Here is a 26,480-nt window from a genome sequence, read left to right on the forward strand (position 1 = left end):
TCCCCTGCCCGGAGCTCAGCTGGCGCCGTCGGCCCGGTTGAGCTCGTCCGTCATGTGCGTCGCGATCTTGCCGATGTACGGCTCGTCGATGAGCTGCAGGTGGTCGCCGCCGATCTTGACGATCCGCAGGTCCTCGACCACCGGGGCCCAGCCGCCGTCCGGCGCGATGTCCGCGAAGTTCGGCTCCAGCTCGACGGCGCCGTCGTGCATACGGTCCGCGCGGTACAGCGTGACCGTACCGCCGAACTTCCCGTAGTCGGCCGGGTTCACCTTGATCAGCATGCGGTTGTCCACGAAGGACGTGCGCTGGTGCTCGATCATCGACGTCGGGATCTTCTTGTCGGACAGCTGCACCAGCTCCATGATGATCCGGAACTGACCCTCGTCGTCGGCCGCGTTGAGGCGGTCCATGGGCAGCTCGATCTCGTCACCGATGTCGTAGTTCTTGCGCGCGAATGTCTCCCAGCGCTCCAGGCGGGCCTTCTTCTCGGCGGGCTCATCGGTGAGCGGCACCTTCGGCGCGACCACGTCGAGCAGGCCGATGTACTCGACCTCCTGGCCCTCGTCCTCGAGCGCGCGCGCCAGCCCGTAGGCGAAGGCGCCGCCGAGGCTCCAGCCCGCGAGCCGGTACGGCCCCTCCGGCTGGATCTCCTTGAGCTTGGGCAGGTACTCGGCGACCCGCTCCTCGATCTCACCCTCGACGCGCTCGAAACCGTAGATGGGCAAGTCCTCCGGCAGCTTGCGCAGCAGGGCCTCGTAGGCGGTGGTGTTGCCGCCCGCGGGGTGGAAGAGGAACAGCGGCTTGCGATCAGTGCTCTCCGGCTTGCGTAGCGTGCGGACGAAGCCGTCCACCGGGGTCGCCTCGTTCATGACGGCGCCCACGTAGGTGGCCATCTCCTCGATGTTCTTCGAGTCGATGACGTCCTCGATGTCGATCTCGCCACCGGCGCGCTCCGACAGGCGAGCGGTCAGCTTCTCCGCCACGTCCTCGGAGAGCACGTCGAGCTCGGTGAAGACGCCGCCGGGGGACTTACCCACGACGATCGCGTAGGTCGCGAAGGTGAGGCGCTCCGCCGCGTCACGCGGGGGCACGCCGTCACCCACGGCCGCCGCGACGGCCGCGCCGTCGAGCAGGTCGGGGGTGGCGGTCTCGGTCTTCTCGTCCGACGGTGCCGCCGGCGCGGCCACGGTGGGCTCGGCCTCGACGGCATCCACGGCGGGCGCGGTCTCGGCGGCAGGTGCCTCGGCCTTCGCCGCGGCCTCCGCCTTCGCGGCCTTCATCATCTCGGCCAGTCGCCCGGCGTCGGCGAGTTCGCCGGTGCCGGACTGGTGCTCGGCGAGCGCGTCCACCTGGTCGCGATGCTCGACCGCGTACTCGACGAACTGCACCACGTCGTTGAAGGAGGCGTCGCGGACCGCCTGGATCTGGATCGGCGGGATGTCGAACTCGTACTCGGTGCGGTTCTTGATACGCATCGCGATGAGCGAGTCCATGCCGAGATCGATGAGCGGGATCTCCTTGGGCAGATCCTCGATCTCGAAGCCCATGATCTCCGAGATGATCATGCCCAGGCGGTGTTCCACCGACTCGCCCGTGCTCGCCGACCAGCGCTCGCCGCTGCCCTCGGGCGCGGGGGCCTCGGTCTCGTCGGAGACGGTGATCTCGGGCTCGGACTCGTCGAGTTCGTCCATCTCCTCGACCGCGGGCGCGGCCCGGGTGATGAGCGGGGCCGCGGCGGTGCCGGAGGCCGCGCCGCCCACGACGACGGCGTCGAGCAGGAGACGGAAGCCCTTGCCCGTGTTCTCGTGCACCTGGATCGACGCGCCACCGGGATGCGGGGTCAGCGTCGTGGTGAGGGTCAAGCCCTCGCGCACCTCGCCGTGCTCCACGGCCGCGGTGACCGCGGCGCCGTCGAGCACCTGGACGGCGGCGTGCTTCGCCAGGTCGACCAGCGGGATCTTCGTCCCGTCACCCAGGGTGAGCGCGCCGGCGTCGAGCTGCCAGACGTGCCGGCCATCGGGCAGGGCGACGTGGCCGCCGGGGACCATGCCCGAGCCGCCGTCGGGCAGCTTGGTCTGGATCCAGATGTGCTTGCGCTGGAACTTGGTTCGCGGCACCGGCGCGTAGCGACCGGGGCCGAACAGGGAGGCGACGTCCACGTGGTGGCCGCGTGCGAAGACGGTGGCGAGGGCGGTCATGACGGTGCCCTGCTCGTCCTCCTTGCGCTTGAGAGTCTGCACCAGCGCGGCGTCCTGGATGCCGGAGCCGAAGGTCACCGCGGCGACCGAGATCAGTGTGATCGGGTTCGGCGAGAACTCGATGAAGGTGCGGTAGCCGGCCTCGACGGCCTTCTCCACCGCCTGGGTGAACCAGACGCTGTGGCGCAGGCCCTTGATCCAGTAGTCCACGTCGTGCACGGGCGCGTGGCCGGCCTTGTAGAACTCGTCCTTGTTCACGGTCGAGTACATCGGGTACCGCAGCGCATGGGGCTCGATGCCCATGAGCTCGGCCTGGAGCTCGCCGAGCAGTGGATCCATCTGCGAGGTGTGGGAAGCACCGCGGGTCACGAGCTTGCGTGCCATGAGGCCCTTGGCCTCGGTCTCGGCGACGATCTTGTCGATGACCTTGCCGGGGCCGCCGAGCACGGTGTGGGTGGGCGCCGCGTACACGCAGATCTCCAGGCCCTCGTACTCGCCGAGCACGGTCTCGATGTCGGCGGCGCTGTACTCGACGAGCGCCATGAAGCGCTCCATCTCCTCCGGCAGCATCTCCTCGCCCTCGCCCATGAGGCGAGAGCGGTTGCAGATGACACGCACGGCGTCCTCCAGCGAGAGACCGCCGGTGACCCAGGCCGCGGTGGCCTCACCCATCGAATGCGGCAGCACCACACCGGGTTCGATGCCGTGATGACGGAACAGGCCCACGAGCGCGACCTGGATGGCGAAGATGCCCACCTGGCCGGTCTCGATGTGGAAGGTCTGCTCGTCGTCGGTGATCATGTCGGCGTAGTCGTTGCCCGACTCGTCGATGATGAGCTCGTTGACCTCGTCGAAGTAGTGCTTGAAGATCGGGTTCTCGAGGTAGAGCTGCTTGGCCATCTTGCGGTGATGGCTGCCGAAGCCGGAGAAGATGAACGCCGCGCCGGCCGCATCGGGCTGGTTGGCTGAGATGACGTTCGGGGCGTTCTTGCCCTCGGCGATCGCGCGGAATCCCTTGATCGCCTCGTCGAGGTCCTTCGCCATGACGACGGCGCGGACGCGGCCGTGATTGCGGCTCGCGAGCGTGCGACCGATCTCGGCGAGGGTGTACCCCTTGGCCTCGTCGGACTCGAGCCACTCGAGCAGTTCGGCGGCGGCGGCCCGTCGGCGCGACGGGACGTAGGCGGTGAGCACGAGCGGGACCGCGGCCCCCTCGGCAGTGGCGGCGTAGAAGGCTGGCACGGCGTTCGCTGAGGTCCCCTCGGCCTCGACCGTGCCGTCGACGACCTCGGGCGCGACGTACTCCCTGATCACGACGTGGGCGTTGGTGCCGCCGAAGCCGTTGCCGGTGACGCCGGCGAGCCGGTTGCCGGAGTACTTGGGCCACTCCGTGTTCCGCGCCGCCATGAGGAGACGGTTGGCCTCGAACTGGATGTACGGGTTGGGGCCGGCGAAGTTCAGCGAGGCGGGGATCTGCCCGTTGCGCATGCTGAGCAGCACCTTGGCGACGCCGGCGATGCCCGCGGCCGCCTCCAGGTGGCCGAAATTGGTCTTCGCCGAGCCGAGGAGCAGCGGCTTCTCGGCCTCGCGGCCGCGGCCGAGGACGCGGCCGATGGCGTCGGCCTCGAGCGGGTCGCCCAGGATGGTGCCGGTGCCGTGCGCCTCGAGGTAGTCGACGGTGCGCGGGTCGATGCCGGCGTCGATGTAGGCGTCGCGCAGGTTGATGACCTGCGCCTCCGGGTTCGGCGCGAAGATGCCGTTCGACTTGCCGTCGGAGGTGACCGCGGAACCCGCGATGACGCCCAGGATGTCGTCGCCGTCGCGTTCGGCGTCGGCGAGGCGCTTGAGCAGCACGACGCCGCCGCCCTCGGCGCGGATCATGCCGTTGGCGTCGGAGCTGAAGGCCTTGATCTTGCCGTCGGGCGCCTGCGCGCCGAGGCTGTCGAAGCCGAGCGTCGCGGCGGGGACGATCAACATGTTCACGCCGCCGGCGACCGCCATGTCGGTCTCGCCGTCGCGCAGGCTCCGGACGGCTTGGTGGATCGCGACCAACGAGGAGGAGCACGCGGTGTCGACGGTGACCGACGGGCCGTGGAAGTCGTAGAAGTAGGAGACGCGGTTCGCGACGATCGACGTCGACGTGCCGGTCAGCGCGTACGGGTTTGCCTTCGTCGGGTCGGCGACGGCCAGCATCTGGTAGTCGTTGGCGGAGCTGCCCATCCACACGCCCGTGCGGGTGCCCTTCACCGAGCTGGGCGGGATGTTGGCCTGCTCCAGCGCCTCCCAGGTGAGTTCGAGCGCGAGCCGCTGCTGCGGGTCGACCATCTCGACCTCGCGCGGGGTCATCTGGAAGAACTCGGCGTCGAAAGAGGCCACGTCGTCGAGATAGCCGCCGAAGGTGTTGGCCTCGTCGAGGACGGCCTTCAGGCGCGGATCCTGCTTGAACTCGAGCCAGCGATCCTCGGGCAGATCCGTGGTGCCGTCACCGTTCCCGATGAGGAACTCCCACGTCGACTCCGGGGTCTCGCCGGCCTTCGGGAAGCGGGTCGCGAGGCCGACGACCGCCACGTCGTGCGCGCCGCGGTTCGCCTCGAAGTCCTCGCCCCGATCGTACTGCGCCGCCTCGGCCGCGAGATCGTCGTCGGAGACCACCGGGTCACCGTCGATGATGCGCTGGCTGAGCAGGGCGATCGTCGGGTGCTGGAAGGCGACGGTGGCCGTCAGCTGCACGCCGGTGAAGTCTTCGATATCGGACGCCATCGAGACCGCGTCGCGCGAGCCCAGTCCGAACTCGTCGAGCGACTTGTCGTCGGTGATGTTCTCCAGCGGCTGCTTGGTCGCGTCGGCGATCCACTGCCGCATCCACGCGCGCAGCTCCTCGAGGCTCAGATCCTCGCGGGCCTTGCCGGTCGGGCCTTCATGGGGGGTGTACTCGTTCTCAGCCATGTGTGTCTACCCTTCGCGTCGAGACCGTGGGTTACGCAGTCGCGTGTGATGAAGTTGTGGTTCTGCCGTGCGCCGGTGGGCGCTACTGAACGTCGTTCGCCTCGGCGTCGGGGAACGCCGTCTGGGTGTAACCGCCGCGCAGCGTGCCGTCGATGTAGGCGGCGCGGCCTGCGCGCCGGGCGATCTTGCCGGAACTGGTGCGCGGCAGCGAGCCGCCGGGGACCAGCAGGATGTCGCGGGCCAGCACGCCGTGCGCGGCACCGACGGCCGAACGGATCCCGTCCGCCAGGGCCTGCTGGTTCTGCTTGGCGCCACCCGCACCGAGCTCGGCGACGATGACGAGTTGCTCGCTCTGATCGTTCGCATCGAAGGTCAGGCCCGAGGTGTTGCTCTCGAAGACCGCGGCCGGCAGCTCGTTGGCCGGCACCGAGAACGCCGCGACGTAGCCCGTGCGGATGTACTTGGTGTCGGACTCCTGGGCCGTGAACTCGAGGTCCTGCGGGTAGTGATTGCGGCCGTCGACGATCACGAGGTCCTTGACGCGGCCGGTGATGTACAGCTCGCCGCCGTGGTAGACGCCGAAGTCGCCGGTGCGCATCCACTTGGCCTTCTCGAGGTTCTTCACGCCCTCGGAGTGGCTGCCCTCGGAGAGCGGGGTCAGGTAGTTCTGGAAGGTCTCGCGGGACTCCTCGTCGCGCTCCCAGTAACCCGAGCCGATGTTCATGCCGTGGAGCCAGATCTCGCCCACGGAATCGTCGGGCACCTCCTTGCCGGTTTCCGGGTCCACGATGCAGGCCCACTGGCTCAGCGCGATGTCGCCGCAGGAGACCTGCGGGACGGCGCCCTCAGCACCCTCCTCGGAGACGACGAAGGTGCCGGCGGCCAGCTGGTCGCGGTCGACGTAGACCACGCGGGCCTCGTTCTCGACGGGGGTCGAGCTGACGAACAGCGTCGCCTCGGCCATGCCGAAGCAGGGCTTGATCGCCTTCGGCGAGAGGCCGTAGGGGGCGAAGGCCTCGTTGAACTTCTTCATCGACGAGACGGTGACCGGCTCGGAGCCGTTGATCAGGCCCTTGACGTTCGACAGGTCGAGGGTCTCGCCCTCCTTGGGCAGGCCGCGGGCGGCGGCGTGCTCGTAGGCGAAGTTCGGGGCGGCGGCGAAGGTCTCCGCCCCGTCCTCGACGGCGGCCAGCTCGTTGATCCAGCGGCCGGGGCGGCGCACGAACGCCGACGGACTCATGATGGTGATGAACTTGCCGCCGAGGGCGGGCAGGATCACCGTGAGCAGGCCCATGTCGTGGAACATCGGCAGCCAGGTGACGCCACGGGAGTTCTCGTTGAGGTCCAGCGCGTGGATCATCTGGATCACGTTCGTGCCGACGGCCTCGTAGGTGATCTGCACGCCGGCCGGGTTCCGGGTGGAGCCCGAGGTGTACTGCAGGTACGCGATGGTGTCGCGGTAGATCGGGAAGGGCTTGAGCGTCGAGCCCACCGAGTCCGGGATGGCGTCGACGGCGATGATCCGCGGCCGCTCCTTCGCCGGGAGATGGCGGAAGAAGTTACGGCACGCCTCGGCGGAGCCGGAGCTCGTGAGGATGGCGGTGGGCTTGCAGTCCTCGAGGACGATGCGCAGGCGGTCCGTGTGGCCCGGCTCGTCCGGGCTGAACAGCGGCACCGCGATGTTGCCTGCGTACAGGGCGCCGAAGAAGGCGGTCACGTAGTCGAGGCCCTGCGGGGCCAGGATCGCGACGCGGTCCTCACGCTTGGTGATGTGCTGCAGGCGGGCACCGATGGCGCGCAGCCGGGCGCCGAACTGCGACCAGGTCAGCTCGTGGACGACGCCGTCACGCTCGCGGCTGTAGTCGATGAAACGGTAAGCGAGGGTGTCGGCACGTTCCCGTGCGTTGCGCTCGACGAAGTCGACCAGCGTGGTTCCGGGGCGGAAGAAGATGTTGCCGTCTTCGTCCAGAAACTGGTCAAACTCGTTGTTCATGCATTGCTCCTCGTCACCGACGCCGGGCGGCTGACGGTCATACAGTGGTACATCGCGTGGCGGCGACGGCCCGTTGCGGGCCTGTGCGCCACCTCATAGTGCTTGATATCCGCAACATGTTTCACCCGTTCGGGGCGTTACCACGCTGTGAAAATCCGCAAACCCGACTATCGTACCGCGCGGTAACGGCGGGGACGAAAACCGAGAGGTTGGGCAGTGGACACGATCACTCGCCTTTGAGCTGCTCCAGGACGGGCGCGAAGGCCTCCATCTGGGTGGGGATCACGCCGACGTAGGACATACCCGTCGCGGCCCGGGTGGCGCGGACCTGATCGGCGATCTCGTCGAAGGTGCCGATCGCGAGGTAGGGCGAGCTCAGCACGTCGTCGATCGTCACCTCCTTGTCGACCTCGATGCTGGCCGAGAGCCCGCGCTCGATGGCCTTGAGCGCGAAGTCGGCGACCTGCTCGCGATCGTCGGTGACCACGATGGTGGCGATCGACCAGGAGAGCTCGATCTCGGCGAAGCGGTCGCCCGCGGCGGCCTTCACGATCTCGACCTTGTTCTTCACGGCGTCCATCGACATGTCCGAGATCCGGAGCTTGCCCTCGGCCGAGCTGCGCGGGTTGATCGAGACGACGTCGGCGCGCCGGGCCGCGAGCTCCAGCGTGCGGCGGGCGCCGGCGCCGATGGCGATCGGCGGGCGCGGGCCCTGCCGCGGCCGCGGGTAGCCCTTGAGCTCCTTGACCCGGAAGACCTCTCCCTCGAACTCCGCCTCCTGGCCGCGGAGCAGCGCGTCGAGCACCGTCAGGCCCTCGTCGAGGCGCTGGAACCGGCGGTCGGGCGACTCGAACTCGATGCCCGACTGGTCGAAGCCCTCCTTGAAGGCGCCGAGGCCCAGGCCCACCTCGAGGCGCCCCTTGGACAGCACGTCGATGGTGGTGAGCTCCTTGGCCAGCACCGCTGGATGCCGGAAGGGCATCGCCAGCATCGAGGTCGCGAGGCGGATCTTGTCGGTGCTCACGGCCAGCGCGCCCAGCGCGGCCAGCGGTCCCACCTGCGCGTCCAGCCGATCCGGGATGGCGAAGGTGTCGAACCCCAGCTCCTCGGCCTCCTGCGCGAGCTTGACGAACTTGCGCGCGCCGCCCTCGTCGGCGTTGCCGGCGCCGCCGGCCGCGAACCGGAACTTGCGGGGCTCAGTGGTCACGTTGTGGGTACTCCTGGTCGACTGGGATGCGGTCGTGAAACGTTGCGGACAGCCTAACGGTTGCCCGACGGTGCCTCGGCCGCCCTGTGATTCCCGGTAGATCCGTACCCACTGTGAATCCTCGGCTCAGAGCACACACGAAGCCATATCCGGGCTCGGGTGCTCGGAAAGCCGTGGATTCACGGACGGAGCGGACCCGTCACCGCGAGACGGAGTAGTAGAGGTCGATGGATTCGGCGGTGGTTCGCAGATACACCTTGAGCGACTCGCCGTAGTTCAGGCCTCCACGGGTTCCCTTGATCAGGCGGTACGCCGGTCCGGCGAGCACGAGCCGGCCACGGGCACCGTCGGCGCGCCAGGGCTCGACCGTGAGCGAGTCCGCCGGAAATCCGGTCATGGTCAGGTCGGAGTCCCGAAGGGAGACGGTGAGCTCAGCGGGTCGGATCACCGCATGGATGTACGAGATGCTCGACACCAGCCCGGTCGATTCCACCGCTCCGGACACCGTCCGTGCCTCTGCCGGGAGTGCCAGACCCACGTGGGATGCCGCCCGCCACATCGCGTCGGATCGCGCCGCCTCCCCGTCGATCACATTCACCTGTTCCCCGGGTCCGGGCGGCGCCAAGGGATCGCAGGCACTCGTCGACAGCGCCACCAACGCCACGACGGCAAGCGCGATCCGTTTTCGCATACCTCGAATGGTAGTTGCCCAAGCGGGAGACAGGCTGGCGCCGGCCGTCCCCCACGCGGCGCCGATTCCCCTGCTGGGCGTTCGGTCCCCCATGAGTCGCCGTTCCTCGGGTGGGGGACCGGCCGTCCCCCACGCGGCGCCTAATCCCCCGCGGGAGGCCACGACCGGTGACAATGGGCGGGCGGGGCTGGAGAGGCCGGCACCGTCGGAAGAGGTGAGCGCGATGCGACGACGGAACTTCCTGCTCGCGGCGGCGGCAGCAGTGCTGGCGGCGTGCGGCGCACCGTCGAACACGCCGGCGGAGAGGTCGCCCGTGGACCGAGGCGGGCGACGGTGGCGCATGCCCGACGAGGGCGAGCGGCACGAGCGCACCTGGATGGCGCTGGCCGCCCGCGAGGACGTGCGGGGGAAGAAGCTGCTTCCCGACGTGCAGCGGACGCTCATGCTCATCGCGACGACGATCGGCCGGTTCGAGCCCGTCTCGATCCTGGTCCGCCCCGACCAGCTGGAGACCGCCCGCGGGCTGCTCGGCACGGCGCCGGGCGTCACGCTGGTGCCCGCCGAGCTCGACGACCTGTGGATCCGCGACACCGGCCCGACGTTCGTCACCGGCGACAGGGGGCTCGCAGGCGTCGACTTCAACTTCAACGGCTGGGGCAACAAGCAGACCCACGACGCCGACGCGAAGGTCGCCGGCTTCGTCACCACGCAGGCGAAGGCCGAGACGGTGCGGACCGACCTGGTGATCGAGGGCGGGGCGCTGGAGGTCGACGGCGAGGGCACCGCGATCATCACCGAGAGCTGCGTCCTCAACGACAACCGGAACCCCGGCTGGACGAAGCAGCAGGTCGAGGGCGAGCTGAGCGAGCTACTGGGGATCGAGAAGGTGATCTGGCTGCCCGGCATCAAGGGCAAGGACATCACCGACGGGCACACGGACTTCTACGCGCGGTTCGCCTCGCCGGGCGTGGTGGTGGCCGCGCAGGACGACGACCCCGACTCCTTCGACCACGAGGTGACGAAGCGGCACCTGGAAATCCTCCGCGGCGCCACCGACTCCAAGGGGCGGAAGCTGCAGGTGGAGGCGCTCCGCGCGCCGTCAACGGTGCGTGAGCGGTACGCGCAGGACGACGACTTCGCCGCCGGGTACATCAACTTCTACCTGTGCAACGGCGCGGTGATCTGTCCGCAGTTCGGCGACGCGGAGACCGACGGCGAGGCGCGGACGACGCTGCAGCGACTGTTCCCCGGCCGCGAGGTGGTGCAGCTCGACATCGACCCGGTCGCCGCGGGCGGCGGCGGAATCCACTGTGCCACTCAGCAGCAGCCGGCTCGCCCCTGACGTATGCACCGATGACCCCCCCCCCGCACCGGTGGACATCAGTACCCGGCTACTTCGTCTTGGGCGCCTTGTCGATGATCCCCGTCGCCCAGCCGGTGAGCCACTGCGTGGCGGTCTTGCCGTCGAGCGACCAGTTCGCGGTGGTGCCATAGGCGGCGTGTGAGTTCTGCGTGATGGTCGAGATCACCTGCGGCAGGCCGGTGGCCAGGCCCAGGAGCCCGCCCTTCGGCTGGTTGCAGATGGGGTCGTTGGAGCCGCAGATCGTGACGACCTTGTCGTTGACCGAGCCGAAACCGCCGTCGCGCTTGCCCTGCAGGTCGACGCCCGAGAAGCTGAAGCCGGAGAAGGTCACCTCGACGCCCTCGCCCGCGGGGTCGGGGCCGATGGCGGTGCCCTGGCCCTGGACCCGGCGGCTGTCGGAGATCAGTCCCACGCCCAGGAGCCGCTCGGCCACGATCGGGCCCCGGCCGGCGCCGATCTGCGCGGCGATGTTGCCCGCGATGGTCGCGCCCTGGGAGAAGCCGATGAGCACGAAGCCGGTGCGGGGGCACGCGTCCTTGACTGCGGTGATCTTGGCGATCGCCCGGTCGGTGCCCTGCTGCCGCGAGGCCTGGTAGGTCATCTGGCCGTCCGGCGGCACCGCGATCGGGTTGTGGAACTGGGCGGCGTAGTTGACGGTCCAGATGTCGGCGCGGGCACCGGCGAACCGCTTGTCCAGCGGGTTCGTCACCTGCAGCATGAGCGAGCGCGGGTTGAACTTCGGCGCCTTCGGGTCGTCCGCGGCGGACGATTCCCAGGTGCCGGGGAAGGAGATCACCTGAACGTCGGGGCAGCCCGCCGCCTGGGGGCCCGTGGGCTCGCCCGGAGGGGTGGGCTCCGGCTTGCGGATCATCGTGATGATGAGCGTGATCACGACGATGATCGCGATGATCGCCGCGATAATGACGGCGATGCCGAAGACCCGCCCGGCCTTCCGCGCTCCCTGATTCTTCGTGCCTGCCATTCCTATGTGAATACCAGGGCTAGCTGTGCGGAGGCTTAGGCGCCTTGTCGATCACGCCACGTGCCCAGGACTGCATCCACTGCGTGGCGGTCTGCCCGTTGGCAGACCAATCGGTCGTCGTCGCGTACAGCGCGTGCGAATTCCCGGTGAGCACCTTCTCCAGCTCCGGCAGCGTGGTCGCGATGTTGCCGGCCTGGAAGATGTCCTTGGGCTGGTTGCAGATCGGGTCCTTGTTGCCGCACAGGGAGACGGTGCGGTCCTTGACCGCGCCGAAGCCGCCCTCGCGCTTGCCCCGCAGCGATAGGCTGCCGAAGCTGAAGCCGCCGTACGCGACCTCGACACCCACGCCGGGCGGGTTCGGGCCCGCCGTCCGAGCGTCTCCCGGCTCGCGGCGGGGATCGGAGATCAGGCCCACGCCGAGAAGGTTCTCCGCGGGGATGACTCCGTTGCCCGCACCGATCTCGCCGGCGATGTCCCCGGCGATCACGGCGCCCTGGGAGAAGCCCATCAGCACGAAGCCGGTGAGCTTGCACTTGTCGTAGACCTTCTTGATCTGCGCAACCGACTTGTCGTAGCCCTCGGTGCGCGACTTCTCGTAGGACGCCTGCCCGTCCGGCGGGATGGCGACGGGGTTCGACAGCTGCGCAACGTACGGGGTGGTCCACACGTCGGCGCGGCTGTCGGGCAGCGCCGCGGCCAGCGGCGCGGTGATCTTGAGCATCAGCGAGTTCGGGTTGAACGCCGGCCGGTACGGGTCGTCCTTCGACGACGACTCCAGCGTGCCGGGCACCGAGATCACCTGCACGTCGGGGCAGTCCGCGGGCTGCGAGGTGGGCCGCGCCGCGGTCGCCGACGGGCTCGACGAGGAGCCGTCCGGCGACACCGGCGGCAGCTCCGGGCCGGGCCGCAGCCAGGTGCCCACGAGGATCGCCAGCAGAACCAGCGCGATGATCACGACCACGCCGACGACGATCGTCACCGGCGAGAACCTGCGCCAGCCGCTCGGCTTTCCGGGCTCCTGATGCGTCACGGGATCACTTCTTGCAGTAGGAGGCCCGCGCCTCGGTGATGAACTTCTTCGCGTTCCCGGAGGCGGCGTCACCGTCGTACGGGCCGAGGATGCCGACGACGAAGGGCTCGAGGTTCTTGGCGTCACGACCCGACTTGTCGTACTCGCACGCGAACTGCGCGGCGTTGATCACCACGTCGTCGGGGGCCTTCACGCCGTCCGCGCGAACCTTGGCTATGAAGTCCTTGTCCTTCTGCGTCAGGGCCGGGTTCGCGGCCGAGCTCGCACCCGGGTAGCCCGACGGTGCCGTGGCCGATCCGGGGGCGGTCGCGGGCAGCGACGTGGGCTCGCCCTCCACGGGGGTGGTGGGCGCTTCGACCGTCGAACTGCCGCCGCAGGCGACGGCACCGAGCAGCAGGCCGCCCGTCATCACTGCGGCCGCGAGGGCTCCCCGAAGTCCAGCCATGTCTTCTCTCCTTGAAGTACGTCCGGAACGCAACGTTGCCAGGCTACCGGCAGCGAGGAAGCGCAACCCTCGGCTGGGCGTCAGCGTGCCGTCGCTACCCCGTTGACCAGGGCGATCACGCCGCGCTCGAAGCGCTGCTCGAAGCCGCCGGGGACAGGCGTGGAATCGGCGACCGGGAAGCCGAGGCGGCCGCCCTCGTAGCCCTGACGGCCCCATTCGGCGAAGATCGGGCCGTTGGTCACCACGGTCGCGGGCGTCTTCGGCGACCAGTAGACCTGCCCGCCCTGGAAGCGCTGGAAGGCGCCGCCCGGGAGCTTCGTCTCGTCGCCCAGCGGCAGCCCGAGCGCCGAGCGCTCGTAATCCAGTGCGGCGTACTTGTCGCGGATCGCGCCGCGCACCGCGCGCGCACCGGTCTGCGGGCTCCAGTACACGGTGCCGTGCTGGAACTGCTGGTAACGACCCTTCTTGTCAGCGAGGGCCCGCTCGCCGCCGGTCGGGTAGCCGAGCGGGCCGCCGGGACCGCCCGTCCCGAGGTAGGCGCCGCCGATCGCGCCGCCGACCACCTGCGCGCCGGTGTCCGCCGACCAGAACACCTGGCCGCCACGGAAGTCCTGCGCGCGGCCGCCGGGCACGGCGTACTCGACGGTGACGCACGAGCCCAGCGCCGGAGTCTTGGGTGCGGCCTCGCCGATCGCGCCGCCGATGCCGCAGGGCCGCGGGTTGGCGACGCCGAGGGCCGCCTGCACCTGCGGCCAGGCCTGACCGTTCTCGAACTGCCAGTAGGGCCAGCTGTGGTTCCCCGACGGGCGGTAGAGCGCGTTCGCGGGGATCCCGAGCCGGTTGAGCTCGATCGCGAAGGCCTGGTTCGACGAGCGGGCGAGCACCTCGAGCGCCATGGCCTGCAGGTCGGTGGGCGCACCGGTGCCGCCGGAACCGTTACCGGAGCTGAAGTACAGGCTGACGCCTCGCAACTTCTCCGCCAGCTTGAGCGGATCGTGCTGCGCCCAGGCGGGATCCGTGGGCGGGCCGTACATGGCGTCGGCGTTGAAACCACCCGCGTCGCGCATGGCGATCGCGATGGACTCGGGGGTGCCGGGGGTGCTCGTGGAGAGGATGCCGGAGTAGGAGCCGGCGAACCGGTACAGGCCCTTGTTGCGGGCGGCGAGGGTGAAGGCCGCGGTGCCGCCCATCGAGACGCCGGCCGCGGCGCGCGCGTCAGTGGCGCGCCATCCCTGCTGCAGGAGCGGCGGCAGCTCCTTGGCGAGGAAGGTCTCCCACTGGTAGTTCTTGCCGTTGTCCGGCCGCCTCCAGTCGGTGTACCAGCTGGACTGGCCACCGACGGGCAGAACGACGGTGACGTTCTTGTCGCGGTAGAAGTCCGCGACGTTCGTCTCCAGCAGCCAGCCGTTGCGGTCCTCGCGCGCCCGCATCCCGTCGAGCAGGTACAGCGTGGGGAACTTCGCTGTGGGGTCGGCATGCCAGTCGCGGGCCAGCAGCAGCTGGATCTTGATCGAGTCGTTCATCGCCGCGGAGTAGACGGTGAGGTCCACCTGGTGATCGCCCTGCCACTGGGCCTCGGTGATCCGGGACTTGGCGGGGGCCGGGTCGGCGTGCGCGGGCGCGGGGTTCAGGGCCGACGGTGCCACCACGACGGCGCCCGCCGCCACGGCCCCGGCGACGAGCAGCGTTCCGATTCGGCCCAGCGATGACATGGGACCAGTGTTACACGGGTGTGATTTCGGGTCCGGGTGCCGCGCGGAGGGTGGCCGGGGTCACGGCGCCCCCGACGCGTGATAGGACTGTTCGATGACCGAAATGTACCCGTCCGCGGAGCCCTTCAGCGTCGATGCCGGTGGCCTGGCCATCGCCGGCGACCGCTGGGCGGCGCCCTCGGGCCCCGGCGACGGGACGACGCTCGTGTTGCTGCACGGCGGCGGCCAGACCCGGCACTCCTGGGACCGCACCGCCGCCGCGCTCGCCCAACGCGGGTACACGGTCATCACGCTCGACGCGCGCGGCCACGGCGACACCGCTTGGGCCGCCGACGGCGCCTACGCGCTGGGCGACTTCGTCGGGGACCTGCTGGCCGTCCTCGCCACCCGCAGCGGCCCGCCGCCCGTTCTCATCGGGGCGTCGCTCGGCGGCATCACCAGCCTGTGCGCCGTCGGCGAGAACCCGGGCATCGCGGCCGCGCTGGTCCTGGTGGACGTCGTGGTCGACGCCGAGAAGAAGGGCATCGATCGGGTCACCGACTTCCTCGGCGCGCACGCCGACGGCTTCGCCACGCTCGACGAGGTCGCCGACGCCGTCGCCGCCTACAACCCCACCCGCAAGCGTTCCCGCAACCCCGAGGGGCTCAAGAAGAACGTGCGGCTGCGCGCCGACGGCCGCTGGTACTGGCACTGGGATCCCGCGTTCCTCCGCGGCGACGACCGCAACGAGGCCCGCATCCAGGACAAGGGACGGCTCGGCGCCGCGGCCGGGCGCGTCACCATCCCGACGCTCATCGTGCGCGGCGGGAAGTCCGACGTGGTGAGCGACGAAGGCGTGGCGAAGATGCTGGAGCGGGTCCCGCACGCCGAAGTCGCCGACGTCAGCGGTGCCGGACACATGGTCGCGGGCGACGACAATCAGGTCTTCGCCGCCGCGATCGAGGACTTCCTGGACCGTCACCGCCTCTGACTCAGGCGACGGGGCCGACGTCGGTGAGCGCGGAGCAGTCCGCGCTCGCCCCGTTGATCGCCATCAGGGCTTCGGCATCGACTTCTGGTCGTCGGTGAGCGGCGGCGGGACGTCCATGCGGCACATGCGCAGCGTGTACTCGGGCACCCGGTCGATGCGCAGCTTCATGTTCGCGAGCGAGAGCTTGATGTTCCGCTTGAACAGATCGAAGGTGAGTGGCGCGGAGTACGAGTCCTGCAGCTGCTGGATCTGCGGGCAGGTCAGCGCGACGCGCGACTGATTCACCCAGTCCGGGTCGATGAACGGCGGCAGCGCCGGCCTCTTCGGATAGGCCTTCGCCTCGGCGACGGCCCAGTCCGGGAACATCTCCTTGTCGTGCCCGATGCGACCGTCCTCCAGTCGCGCCGTGTGCGAGGCCATCGGCCAGGCGAGGCCGATCTGATCCCAGACGCGCACGTCGAGCGGCAGGTTCATGCCGGTCATACCGAGGTTGGTGAAGAAGACGGTCTGCCGCAGCGGCACGTCGTCCGGCCGCGGGTAGGGCAGCGGATCGATGAACCACCAGTCGTAGTCGAACGACGGCAGGTACACGCCGCCGCGCGGGGTCGCGCGCAGGATCTCCTGCAGCGACGTCATCCGCGGGTAGTCGAGGTAGTCGTCCGCGGTGAGCGGGTGCGCGTGGCCCGTCTGCAGCGAGTAGAAGGCCCGCTCGTCGACGATGCCGCTGGTCCCGATCGCGGTGCCGTCGGGCTGGCCGCGGAAGGTCGTCGCGTGCAGCGCCCAGCCGAGGACCAGCACCCACAGCGCCGCCGCGACCGCGGCGCCAGCGGTACCGGTGGCGAGCCGGGCGATGCCGCGGACCGTCGAATCCTCGGGGCGGCGCGACGGGATCCGCAGCGGGATCACCATGACCGGCAGGAGCAGCAGGAACAGCGGTGCGAGCAGCACGCGGCCCGACATGAAGTCGCCGCCCTGGCGCAGCCAGTACAGCGTCTCGATGAGGCCGCCGAGGAACATCACGGCGACGATCACCGCGGGCCGCTGCAGGTGGTCGCGCAGGCCGCGGACGCCGCCGCGCGGCAGCCGGAAGCGGCCGGTCAGCGGGGTGCGGGCGCCGCGCGCGGGCAGCAGGATGATCGGCATCGCGATCGCCAGCGCCAGCACCGGCAGCCACAGGGAGTAGGGCTCGACGAGGTTCATCAGGTAGGTGAAGCCCTGACCCCACTTCGAGCCGCTGGCGTCCTTGGCGACGGCCGTGTTGGGCACGGGCAGGCCGTAGTAGCCCATCCGGAAGATCTGGTACCCGACGGGCAGCAGGCCCGCGGCGGCCGTGAGCGCGAGCCGCAGCTTCAGCCCGACCGGGGCGAGGAACATGACGATGAGGACGAGGCCGCCGACGACCGCCATCTCGGGCCGCACCAGCCAGGACAGGCCTGCGACGAAGGCCGTCGCACAGGTGAGGATCCAGTAGCGGACCTGCTCGCGCCGCTCGACCGGCGAGCGGTCGGCCTGCGACCAGCAGATCGCGAGGTACCACAGCAGCGCCACCCAAAAGATGGTCAGCGAGACCTCGAGGCCCGACGTCGCGAAGTCGCGGGCCGGGGGCAGCGCCATGTAGACGAGGCCGCCGGCGGGCAGGAGCAGCAGGCCGGAGCCGCGCAACCGCGCCCAGCCCGGGCCGCCGCGGTACAGGCGCGCCGTGCCGAGCATCGCCAGCGGGATCGCGGCGACGGACAACACCAGCGCGACGGTGAGCACCACGTACTCGGTCTGCACGCCGCTGATCCAGGAGAAGAACCAGATGAGGTAGGTCCAGGCGGCGGAGGTGTTGACCTCGACGCGCTCGCCCGCGTTGAAGACGGGGCCGTTCCCGGCCAGCAGGTTCCGGACGGTGCGCAGCACGATGAGGCCGTCGTCGGCGATCCACCGGCGCTGCCAGGCGCCGTAGCCGAACAGGACCGCGCACGCCGCCACCCCGAGCCAGAAGCTGACTCGGGGTGCGGAGAAGGTGGACGGGGCCGTGCCGGCGGACTCGCCGGCCTGGGCGTCAGGCGAAGTAGACCGCGGCAACGACGGTTCCAATCCACGCGATCGCGAGCACCTGCAGCACGCGATCACCCAGGGCGATCTCCTCGGGCTCGCCCGCCTCGCCGCCGTCGACGTCGACGGCGTAGCGCAGGATTGCGACGGTGAACGGCACCATCGACAGGGCGTACCAGATGTTGTCGGGGTGCTTCGTCGTATCGAAGGCCCACATGCCGTAGCAGAGGACGACGGCCGTGGCCGCCAGTGTCCAGACGAACCGCAGGTACGAGGTGGTGTAGTACTCGAGCGACTTGCGGATCTTCGCGCCGGTGCGCTCGGCGAGCTGCAGCTCCGCGTACCGCTTGCCCGCGGCCATGAACAGCGAGCCGAAGGCCATCACCAGCAGGAACCACTGCGACAGTCCCTTGGGCAGCTCCGCGGCCACGCCACCGGCGACGGCGCGCAACAGGAAGCCCGAGCTCACGATGCAGATGTCGATCACGGCCTGGTGCTTGAGGCCGAAGCAGTAGCCCAGCTGGATCACGATGTACGCCGCGATCACGATCGCCAGTTCCTTGTTGGCGAGCAGCGAGACCGCGATGGCCCCCGCCCCGAACAGGACGGACAGCACGTAGGCCAGGTTCACAGGCACGACGCCGGCGGCGATCGGGCGGTAGCGCTTGGTGGGGTGCTGGCGGTCGGCCTCGACGTCGAGGGCGTCGTTGATCAGGTAGATCGACGACGCGGCCAGGCAGAAGGCGATGAACGCGATGCCGACGTTCCCGAACTGCACGAACTCCAGCTGATCGCGCCCGGCGGCCAGCGGGGCCACCACGACGAGGACGTTCTTGACCCACTGCCGGGGCCGGATCGCCTTGATCAGTCCGGTGGCGAGGTTCGACGGTGCCTTCGGCTCGCCGTGCTCGATCGGCTCCTCGCTCATCAACCCTGCTTCCCGTTGTTCCGGCACGCCGCGCGGCGCGTCCACAGTCTCTCACCCTCGATCGCGGCCACCGCGGTCGCCGCACCGATCGCGGCTCCGGCGGCGACGTCCGTCGGGTAGTGCACGCCCAGCACCATGCGGGAGGTGAGCATCGGAGGCACCACCGCGGCGGGCGCCAGCACGGCGCCGCCCGGGACGCCTGAGGCGCGGCCCAGCAGGATCGCGCCGGCCGTCGAGCTGGTGGCGTGCGACGACGGGAAGCTGAGCTTGCTCGGGGTGCCGACGCCGACCGTGATGTACGGATGGTCGGGGCGCTTGCGCCGCACGATCCGCTTGATCACGACGGACGCCGCGTGCGCGACGAACGCGCCCACGCCGGCCGTGACGTACTCCGTGCGGCGCTTCGGCTGTAGCACCGCGCCGAGCGCGGCGAGGCCGAGCCAGCCGAGCGAGTGCTCGCCGAAGTGGCTGAGGCCGCGGGCCGCGGGCAGCACGCCGGGGCGGCCAGCCAACTGCGCCTGCACGCCGACGAGGATCATCTCCTCGGGGCTCAGGGCCTGCTCCGGGGCGTTGCTCACTTGCTCTCCTCGATCTCGTTCCGCTCCGCTTCCCGCGCCGCGGGCTCGAAGATCTCGGACCACGCCTCGCGGCTGGTCAGGTCGGTGTACGCGGCGCGGTAGCGCTGCTGCATCTCGGCGAACCGGCGGTCCACCTCGCGGTGCACGGCCAGGCTCTCGCGCATGAGCGCGAACATCTTGTCCCGGTCGCGCTGGCGGTAGACCACGCCACGGCCGTCGGCCGTGGTGACGGTGACCCCGTCGACGCGGCCCAGGCTGAACCAGCGCGCCTCGAGCGGCGGGTAATTGGCCTGCGGCACCTCGTGGCTCCGGGGATCAGCGGGACGCAGGTTGTTGCGCACGGCCTTGACCAGCGTCGACACCTTGGTGACGGGGTTCAGCGGGATCCGCGTGCCGAACGCCGTGGCCTGGCCGCTGGTGCGCGGCAGCTCGGTGGCGCTAGGCAGCACGACGGCGTCCGGGTACTCCTTGCGCATCGCGGCGATCTTCGGCAACGCGGTGGGCAGCAGCTCGTAGAGCGCCTCGGGGCCGCGGAGGAAGTCGCGCATGGCCTCGATCTGGATCGCGACCGTCGAGTACTCGAGGCACAGCAGGTGCTTCATGAGCGCCTTGATCGAGCTCTTGATGATGCCGCGGTGGTCGCCCTCGTGGTGGATCGACGCGACGACGAGCCGGTTGCGCAGGTGGAAGTAGGCCTGCCAATCGATGGCGTCGTCCTTGTCGGACCAGGCCATGTGCCAGATGGCGATGCCGGGCACCGTCGCCGTCGGGTAGCCGGCGCGGGCGGCGCGCAGGCCGTAGTCCCAGTCGTCCCACTTGATGAACAGCGGCAGCGGCAGGCCGATCTCCTCGGCGGCGACGCGCGGGATGAGGCACATCCACCAGCCGTTGCCGTCGACGTCGATGCGCCGGTGCAGGTTCTTGCTGTTCTCCTTGTCCTTCAGCGGGTACTCGGAGAAGTCGTGGTCGTACTCGACGAACGGCGCCGCGGTCCACATGAAGGAGCCCCGGTCGATGACCTCGCCCATGCAGTGCAGGTGGCTGCGGTCCTGCAGGTTGAGCATCTGCCCGCCGACCAGCATCGGGGTCTTGGCGAAGCGGGCGAACTGCAGCGCGCGCAGGATCGAGTCGGGCTCGATGGCGATGTCGTCGTCCATGTACAGCACGTACGGGCTGTCGGTGAGGCGCAGCGCCTCGTACATGATCCGGCCGTAGCCGCCGGAGCCGCCGAGGTTGCCTTGCTGGAAGCGGTGGTAGCGCTCGCCCAGCGGGGCGATCGCGGCCGCGTAGTCGGGGTGGTCGATGACCCGCTTGGTGCCCTGGTCGGGCATGAGCACGGCGTCGATCACGCCGTCGACCAGCGGATCGCTGGTGAGGGCGGCGATCGCGGCGACGGCGTCGTCGGGCCGGTTGAAGGTGGGGATGCCGACGGTGACGCGCTTGTCGGGCAGGCCCTCCTCCCCGACGGTGGCGTACCAGCCGGCGGAGATGATCTCGGTGTCGCTGTCCGCGGTCACGTCGAACCAGATCCAGCCGCCGTCCTCGAACGGGCCGAGGTCGGTCGCGAACTCGGCGACGCCGTAGCCGGTGGCGTCGGTCTGGACCAGGTCGCCGCCCAGGGCGATGCGCGCACCGTCGACCTTGGAGCGGTACAGGTCGACGCGGGCCGTGCCCTTGAGCTCGATCCGCAGCACGACGTCCTTCAGGACGGTCCAGCGGCGCCAGTACGACGCCGGGAAGGCGTTGAAGTAGGTGGCGAAGCTGACCTCGGACTCGCCCGCGACGTTGAGTGACGTGCGGGTGGGGGCGTGCGAGCGGCGCGAATTGGTCTCGGCCTCCTCGAGGTACAGCGAGCGCACGTCGAGGGGCTCGCCCGGGCGCGGCAGGATGACGCGCTGCAGCAGGGTCTTGGCGCTGGTCACTCAGGCCTCCTCGGTGAGCGCGGCACCGGTTTCGAGATGCGGACGCAGGGTGTTGTCGAACATCGACAGCGCACTGGCGATGGCCATGTGCATGTCGAGGTACTGGTAGGTGCCGAGCCGGCCGCCGAAGAGGACCTTGCGCTCCGCGGCTTCCGTCTTGGCGAGCGCCCGGTAGGCCGCGAGCATCTCGCGGTCCGACGGGGTGTTGATCGGGTAGTAGGGCTCGTCGTCGTCGTTCGCGAAGCGGCCGAACTCGCGCATGATGACCGTCTTGTCGGCCGGGTACGTCGTGCGCTCGGGATGGAAGTGGCGGAACTCGTGGATGCGCGTGTACTGCACGTCGGCGTCGTTGTAGTTCATCACCGGGGTGCCCTGGAAGTCGCCGACCGGGAGCACCTCGGTCTCGAAGTCCAGGGTGCGCCAGCCGAGGCGGCCCGCGGAGTAGTCGAAGTACCGGTCCAGCGGGCCGGTGTAGACGATCGGCGCGTCCGGGGAGGTCGCGACGATCTCGTCGCGCACGTCGAACCAGTCGGTGTCCAGGCGCACGTCGATGAGGTCCGACGCGGCCATGTTCTCGAGCCAGGCGGTGTAACCGTCAACGGGCAGACCCTCGTGGGTGTCATTGAAGTAGCGGTTGTCGAAGTTGTAGCGCACCGGCAGGCGGGTGATGTTGCCGGCGGGCAGGTTCTTCGGGTCCGTCTCCCACTGTTTGGCCGTGTAGTGCTTGATGAACGCCTCGTAGAGGGGACGGCCGATCAGGGAGATCGCCTTCTCCTCGAAGTTCTGAGCGTCCTTGGAGTCGAACTCGGCGGCCTGCTCCTGGATCAGCGCCTTCGCCTCGTCGGGCGTGAAGTAGCGGCCGAAGAACTGGCTGACGAGGCCGAGGCCCAGCGGGAACTGGTAGGCCTGGCCCTTGTGCATCGCGAAGACGCGGTGCTGGTAGCCGGTGAAGGCGGTGAACTTGTTGACGTACTCCCACACCCGCTCGTTGGAGGTGTGGAACAGGTGCGCACCGTACTTGTGGATCTCGATGCCGGTCTCCGGCTCGGCCTCCGAGTACGCGTTGCCGCCCAGGTGCGGGCGTCGCTCGACGATCAGCACCCGCTTTCCCAGCTCAGCGGCCGTGCGCTCGGCGACGGTCAGGCCGAAGAAGCCGGAGCCGACCACGATCAGGTCATAGGACTGGGGAGAAGAGGTTGCCACGGACGTTCAGGGTACCGGCCGGGCGGCGTGGATGACGCCACCCGGCCCGGGCCTGTGACTAAGCCGCGGCGCCCGGCACCGTCGGGACGGGAAGTGGGGTCGATCCCGCCGGCGCCGCGGGCGCCGCCGGAGCGGCGGGTGCGGTGGTCACCGCGGCCGCAGGAGCGGACGGGGCGGCCGGTGCCGCCGGGGCAGCGGGCGCCGCCGGCGTGCTCGCTCCCGGGGCGGCGGGGGCGGCGGTGTCGCCCGGGACGACGGGGACCGCGGGCACGCCCGTCGGGGTGTCGCCCGGGGTCGGGTTGATGCCGATCAGGTCGCCCCAGCCCGGGATCAAGTTGAGCAGCGGCAATGGCGGCAGGCTCGGCGCGCCGCCCGCGGCGAACGCCGTCGCCCAGTTGAGCAGGGTCGCGGGGGCGGAGACGCCCGACGGGACCACCTGGGCGCCGTTCGCCTTCGAGTAGTAGATGGTGCCGTTCTGGTACGACTGCAGCATCGAACCGTCGGGGAAGGCGATCGGGTTCGCGACGACGCGGCCGAGCGTGCCCTTCTCGCCGCCGGCGGCCGCGTACGCGGCCTCGACTGCGGCCTTGCCGGTCACGGCCTGCGCCGCGGGCGCCACAGCGGAGGCGGCCGGCGGCGCGGGGATGCCCGGGATCGCGGGCGCGGCCGGCGCAGTGGGCGCGGCGGCGACCGTCGGGATCGCGGGGGCCGCTGCAGCTGCCGGGGCGGCGCCGGGCACCGTCGGGACCGCGGGGGCCGCCGGGGCGGCCGGAGCCGCAGGGACCGCACCCGTGGACGCGGTGGGAGTGGTCGCGCCCACCGGCGCGGACTGGGCCGCGTTGGGGGCGGTCGGCACCGGGTTGAACGGGTCGACGGGGGCCGCCACGATCGGCTGGTCCACCACGCGCCCGGGGACCGGGACCTGGGTCGACGGTGCGGCGGCCGCTCCGGGCGCGCTCGGGGTGCCGGGTGCGGGGGCCGCTGCGGGTGCCTGGCCGTCGATGGTGAACCAGTCCGAACGCAGGCCCAGCTTCTTGCGGACCTCGTCGCCCTTCGCGGTGACGGTGCGGTTCGCCCCGACGATCTCGACAGCCTCGACGCGGCCGACCTGCGCCGATTGCGTCTTGACCACGCGGATGGACGTGAACGCGCCGACGCCGAACTCCTGCGCGATCTTCGCGGTGGGCACCTTCTGGGTCCAGTTCTTGAACGGGGAGACCACGTCGCCGTCGTCCTTGACCGGCGTGAAGTCTCCGCCCGCGGTGAAGCCGCCGGTGGAGCTGGAGAACTCGGTGGAGACGGCGTAGCCGTTCTTCGCCATGACGAGGCCGGCGGTGCTCGCGACGGCCTTGTCGGTGCGCGGGTCCTCCTTGCCGGCGCCGCCGTAGACCTGAGAGTCCTGGGTGTCGTTGTAGCGGTCGCCGCGCTTGGCGCCCTCCGCCAGCGCGTACGAGCGAGCCGCGATGGCCTGCGCGCGCAGAGCCTCGTAGCCGCCCTGGTCCGCCCACTCGGCCTTGCTCTCGACGGGGACGACACCGCGGACGTAGTCCTCGATGCTGACCACGTTGAAGACCTTGCCGTCCTTGGCCGCGATCGCGCCGCGGTAGGCGGCGTTCGTGCCGCAGAACGTCAGTAGCTCGCCGACGGGACGGTTCGCCTCGGCGTTGAGCGGGGCGATGGTGGCGTCGGCGCCTGCCGGGACGGTCTTGACGACGGGGCCGCCGCAGCCGGTGGTGATGACGGCGTTCCCGCCCTCGAGCCGCACGGCCTGGCCGGGCGCGACCGGCTGGTCGCCGATCTTGGCGCCCGCCGGGGCCAGCACGTTCGCCGCCTTCTGGGCGGTGAGCTGCACGCGGACGGGCAGGGTGGTGTCGGCGCGGGAGAGCTGCGAGCCGCCGTAGTAGTGGGCGACGATCTGCTCGGCCTTCCAGCCGGACTTCGCGTAGCCGAACGCGCCCCACTGGCCGAGGCCGCGGCCGTGGCCGTTGCCCTGTCCGGTGAAGGTCACGTCGCTACCGGCGGCGAGCGCGGGGTCGCCGACGATGTTCGTGGTGCTGAGCAGCGCGGCGGCGCCGCCCACGGCCAGGGCCGGGAGCAGTGCGAGCGCGACGGTACGCCGTCCGCGGCGGCGACGAGGTCCGCCGTCGATCCACACGGGCATGGCTTCTCCTTAGCTCGACGCAGGTGAGCCTTGCCGAGAACGGCAAAGCTCAACGTGAGGTCGAGACTAACACCATCTGCAACATTCGTCACGTAGGTAACAATTGTCACATCAGTCACATCGAGCGTCGGGCCGGCGCGGGTTCAGCCACGTGCAGCCACATCTTTCGAAGCGTTCTGCGACGAATCGCGCCTGCTCCATCGCAGAACGCTTCGAAAGATGTTCACGCCGCCGCGGCTGCACGCCCGTCCAGAGCGGACCGCACCTGGCGCAGCAGCTCGTCGCTTCCCTCGGCCAGGATCTTCGCGGTGACGACGATGACCTCCCAGCCGTACTCGTGCCGCAGGGTATTGCGACGAGTCGCGTCCAGACTCTGCTGTGCGGGGTCGGCGTGGTCGCGGCCGTCGTATTCGACGGCGACCTTGCACGCTTGCGCCCCGAGGTCGAGGCGGTAGCGGCCACCGTCGATGACGATCTGCGTGGCGAACGTGGTGAGACCGGCCCGATGGAGGAGCAGTCGTACGTGCGTCTCGGGCGGCGATTCGGCTCCGCCGTCGGCCTCGGCGAGCACGGCGCGCACTCGACGCGACCGGTGCAGGTGTGCGTGGAGGTCGAGGTAGTCGGCGACGTCCTACGCCGTCGTGACGGACCGTCCGTCGTCGCGCACCCGCAGGCACTGGTCCGCGCCGACGACGGCGTCGTCACCGCCGGTGAATCGGGCGATGTCGACGAACGTGCGGGTGCCCGTGGTGAGCCGGAGACCGTCGACGACGACGACATCGTCATCGGGCATGGCGCCGCCGCGGATGATGACGCCCTGCCGTCGCCGGGGCAGTGGATGCCAGATCTCGATCGGCCGGTCCGCGCAGTACGCCGCGCCCTGCAGGGCTGCGGCAGTCCAGCCGCAGAAGACGGCGTCGGGGTAAAGAAGTCGCACCGCGTCGATCAGGTCGCGGAACGTCACCGGCCGACCCGTCGGCATCCGGACACCACGAACCACCTGCTGATACCGGGTGCGGATCTCGTACGGTGTCGCAACCTCGGCCAGCCGCCGCGTGCTCGTCCCCATACCCATTGGACGCATCAGGACCGAAAACGGATCCGCCACCGACAACTTTCGAAGCGTTCTGCGACGGATCGTGCTCAATCCATCGCAGAACGCTTGGAAAGATGTGCGCCGCGCCGACGGTCGAACGGGCTAGAACCAGCGCTCCAGCACCCGGGCGACACCGTCGTCGAGGTTGGTCGCGGTCACTGCGTTCGCGGCGCCGCGGGCCAGCGGGTGGGCGTTGCCCATGGCGACGCCCATGCTCGCCCAGCGCAGCATCGCGGCGTCGTTGGGCATGTCGCCGAACGCCGCGGTGCGGAGCTGGCCGGTGAGGCCGAGGTGCTCGATCGCCAGCTCTATGCCGGTGGCCTTGGTGACCCCCGGAACATGGAACTCGATGAGCCCGTTGTTGGTGGCGTAGGTGACGTCGGCGAGGCCCTGCAGATGCGGGGCGACGCGGGCGTGCATCTCGTCGGACGTCATCCCAGGCTGGCGGACCAGCAGTTTCACGGCGGGATGGGCGAGCACCTCGGCGTCGGCGGCGGTCACGGTGTCGGGCTCGAGCCAGGCGTGCTGATACCCGGTCGAAGCGGCGAACCGCGGCGTCGCCGAGTCGTGCTCACCGGACGCGACGCGCTCCGCGGCGAAGCCGGCGCCCGGCAGGTATCGGTAGACCAGCTCGGCGACGGTCTGCAGCAGCTCCGGCGACATCAGCGCCGCCGAGACCACGCGGCCCGAGCCGGTGTCGTAGAGCACCGCGCCGTTCGCGCACACGGCGAGCGGCGCGAAATCGAGCTGGTCGGCGATCGGGTCGACGGCCCGCGGCGGGCGCCCGGTGGCCAGCACGAAGTGGCCGCCGGCGTCGCGGACCGCGTTGACGGCGACATGGGTGCGCAGCGTCAGGCGCTCGTGGTCGTCGACGAGGGTGCCGTCGACGTCGCTCGCTACCAGGAGCGGAGCGGCGCCGAGCGTCTCGAGCCCCGGCGCCTCCACCGGAGCGCCAACAGCGGCAACCGCGCCGGGGCCGAACTCCGAACCGGCACCGTCTGGCAGCTCCGCAGC

At 70.2% G+C, this 26,480-nt stretch carries 19 protein-coding genes; 2 read left to right on the forward strand and 17 right to left on the reverse strand.

The features are described 5' to 3' along the window. Window positions 1-15: 15 nt before the first annotated feature. The 4 genes from pks13 to HNP44_RS16090 all read right to left on the reverse strand — a co-directional run bounded on the left by pks13 (window position 16) and on the right by HNP44_RS16090 (window position 9,036). Window positions 16-5,145, reverse strand: coding sequence for a polyketide synthase Pks13 (gene pks13, locus HNP44_RS16075; protein ID WP_259142042.1), 5,130 nt, complete (start codon window positions 5,143-5,145; stop codon window positions 16-18). 82 nt (window positions 5,146-5,227) lie between these two features. Next, the gene (gene fadD32, locus HNP44_RS16080) at window positions 5,228-7,138 is read right to left on the reverse strand and encodes a long-chain-fatty-acid--AMP ligase FadD32 (RefSeq protein WP_259142043.1); all 1,911 of its coding nucleotides are present in this window, start codon (window positions 7,136-7,138) and stop codon (window positions 5,228-5,230) included. 226 nt (window positions 7,139-7,364) lie between these two features. Next, window positions 7,365-8,345 carry a TIGR03621 family F420-dependent LLM class oxidoreductase gene (locus HNP44_RS16085; RefSeq protein ID WP_259142044.1) on the reverse strand — a complete coding sequence of 327 codons (981 nt, stop codon included), beginning with the start codon at window positions 8,343-8,345 and terminating at the stop codon, window positions 7,365-7,367. Window positions 8,346-8,544: 199 nt separating this feature from the next. Next, on the reverse strand, window positions 8,545-9,036 hold the full coding sequence (locus tag HNP44_RS16090; protein WP_259142045.1) for a hypothetical protein: 492 nt from the start codon (window positions 9,034-9,036) through the stop codon (window positions 8,545-8,547). A gap of 223 nt (window positions 9,037-9,259) precedes the next feature. Here HNP44_RS16090 and HNP44_RS16095 point away from each other — a divergent pair, with 223 nt between their 5' ends. Further along, the gene (locus HNP44_RS16095) at window positions 9,260-10,378 is read left to right on the forward strand and encodes an agmatine deiminase family protein (protein ID WP_259172151.1); all 1,119 of its coding nucleotides are present in this window, start codon (window positions 9,260-9,262) and stop codon (window positions 10,376-10,378) included. A gap of 49 nt (window positions 10,379-10,427) precedes the next feature. Here the strand turns inward: HNP44_RS16095 and HNP44_RS16100 are convergent, their stop codons facing one another. The 4 genes from HNP44_RS16100 to HNP44_RS16115 form a co-directional block, all read right to left on the reverse strand. Further along, complete coding sequence (locus tag HNP44_RS16100) at window positions 10,428-11,381, reverse strand: cutinase family protein (RefSeq protein ID WP_259142047.1); 954 nt, start codon at window positions 11,379-11,381, stop codon at window positions 10,428-10,430. A gap of 19 nt (window positions 11,382-11,400) precedes the next feature. Beyond that, a complete protein-coding gene (locus tag HNP44_RS16105; RefSeq protein ID WP_259142050.1) occupies window positions 11,401-12,411 on the reverse strand; it encodes a cutinase family protein in 1,011 nt (336 codons plus the stop codon). Between the two features lie 4 nt (window positions 12,412-12,415). Continuing rightward, a complete protein-coding gene (locus HNP44_RS16110; protein ID WP_259142052.1) occupies window positions 12,416-12,856 on the reverse strand; it encodes a DUF732 domain-containing protein in 441 nt (146 codons plus the stop codon). A gap of 80 nt (window positions 12,857-12,936) precedes the next feature. Continuing rightward, a complete protein-coding gene (locus HNP44_RS16115) occupies window positions 12,937-14,568 on the reverse strand; it encodes an alpha/beta hydrolase-fold protein (RefSeq protein WP_259142053.1) in 1,632 nt (543 codons plus the stop codon). A 94-nt stretch (window positions 14,569-14,662) separates the two neighbouring features. On the opposite strand from HNP44_RS16115, the gene HNP44_RS16120 reads away from it, so the two are divergent. Beyond that, window positions 14,663-15,538 (forward strand): alpha/beta fold hydrolase, encoded by an 876-nt coding sequence (locus HNP44_RS16120; protein ID WP_259142054.1) that lies wholly within the window; start codon window positions 14,663-14,665, stop codon window positions 15,536-15,538. A gap of 63 nt (window positions 15,539-15,601) precedes the next feature. On the opposite strand, the gene zomB is transcribed toward HNP44_RS16120, so the two are convergent. The 9 genes from zomB to HNP44_RS16165 form a co-directional block, all read right to left on the reverse strand. After that, a complete protein-coding gene (zomB, locus tag HNP44_RS16125; protein WP_259142055.1) occupies window positions 15,602-17,608 on the reverse strand; it encodes a flagellar motor control protein ZomB in 2,007 nt (668 codons plus the stop codon). Then, on the reverse strand, window positions 17,586-18,506 hold the full coding sequence (locus tag HNP44_RS16130; RefSeq protein WP_259142056.1) for a decaprenyl-phosphate phosphoribosyltransferase: 921 nt from the start codon (window positions 18,504-18,506) through the stop codon (window positions 17,586-17,588). Before HNP44_RS16130 ends, zomB begins: the two co-directional genes overlap by 23 nt. Continuing rightward, window positions 18,506-19,045: a phosphatase PAP2 family protein gene (locus tag HNP44_RS16135; protein WP_259142253.1), complete on the reverse strand. Its 540-nt coding sequence runs from the start codon at window positions 19,043-19,045 to the stop codon at window positions 18,506-18,508. Before HNP44_RS16135 ends, HNP44_RS16130 begins: the two co-directional genes overlap by 1 nt. Window positions 19,046-19,080: 35 nt before the next feature. Then, window positions 19,081-21,006 (reverse strand): glycosyltransferase, encoded by a 1,926-nt coding sequence (locus HNP44_RS16140; protein WP_259142057.1) that lies wholly within the window; start codon window positions 21,004-21,006, stop codon window positions 19,081-19,083. Beyond that, window positions 21,007-22,209, reverse strand: coding sequence for a UDP-galactopyranose mutase (gene glf / locus HNP44_RS16145; protein ID WP_259142058.1), 1,203 nt, complete (start codon window positions 22,207-22,209; stop codon window positions 21,007-21,009). A 58-nt stretch (window positions 22,210-22,267) separates the two neighbouring features. Then, complete coding sequence (locus HNP44_RS20845) at window positions 22,268-24,370, reverse strand: SpoIID/LytB domain-containing protein (RefSeq protein WP_310437690.1); 2,103 nt, start codon at window positions 24,368-24,370, stop codon at window positions 22,268-22,270. Between the two features lie 223 nt (window positions 24,371-24,593). Further along, window positions 24,594-24,950 (reverse strand): endonuclease domain-containing protein, encoded by a 357-nt coding sequence (locus HNP44_RS16155; protein WP_259172152.1) that lies wholly within the window; start codon window positions 24,948-24,950, stop codon window positions 24,594-24,596. A 51-nt stretch (window positions 24,951-25,001) separates the two neighbouring features. Next, the gene (locus HNP44_RS16160) at window positions 25,002-25,334 is read right to left on the reverse strand and encodes a hypothetical protein (RefSeq protein ID WP_259142060.1); all 333 of its coding nucleotides are present in this window, start codon (window positions 25,332-25,334) and stop codon (window positions 25,002-25,004) included. A 234-nt stretch (window positions 25,335-25,568) separates the two neighbouring features. Next, window positions 25,569-26,411, reverse strand: a complete 843-nt coding sequence (locus HNP44_RS16165; protein ID WP_259142254.1) for an HAD family hydrolase — start codon at window positions 26,409-26,411, stop codon at window positions 25,569-25,571. Window positions 26,412-26,480 lie beyond the last annotated feature (69 nt).

Source organism: Tsukamurella ocularis (assembly GCF_024807615.1).
In the GTDB taxonomy this organism is placed as follows: Bacteria; Actinomycetota; Actinomycetes; order Mycobacteriales; family Mycobacteriaceae; genus Tsukamurella; species Tsukamurella ocularis.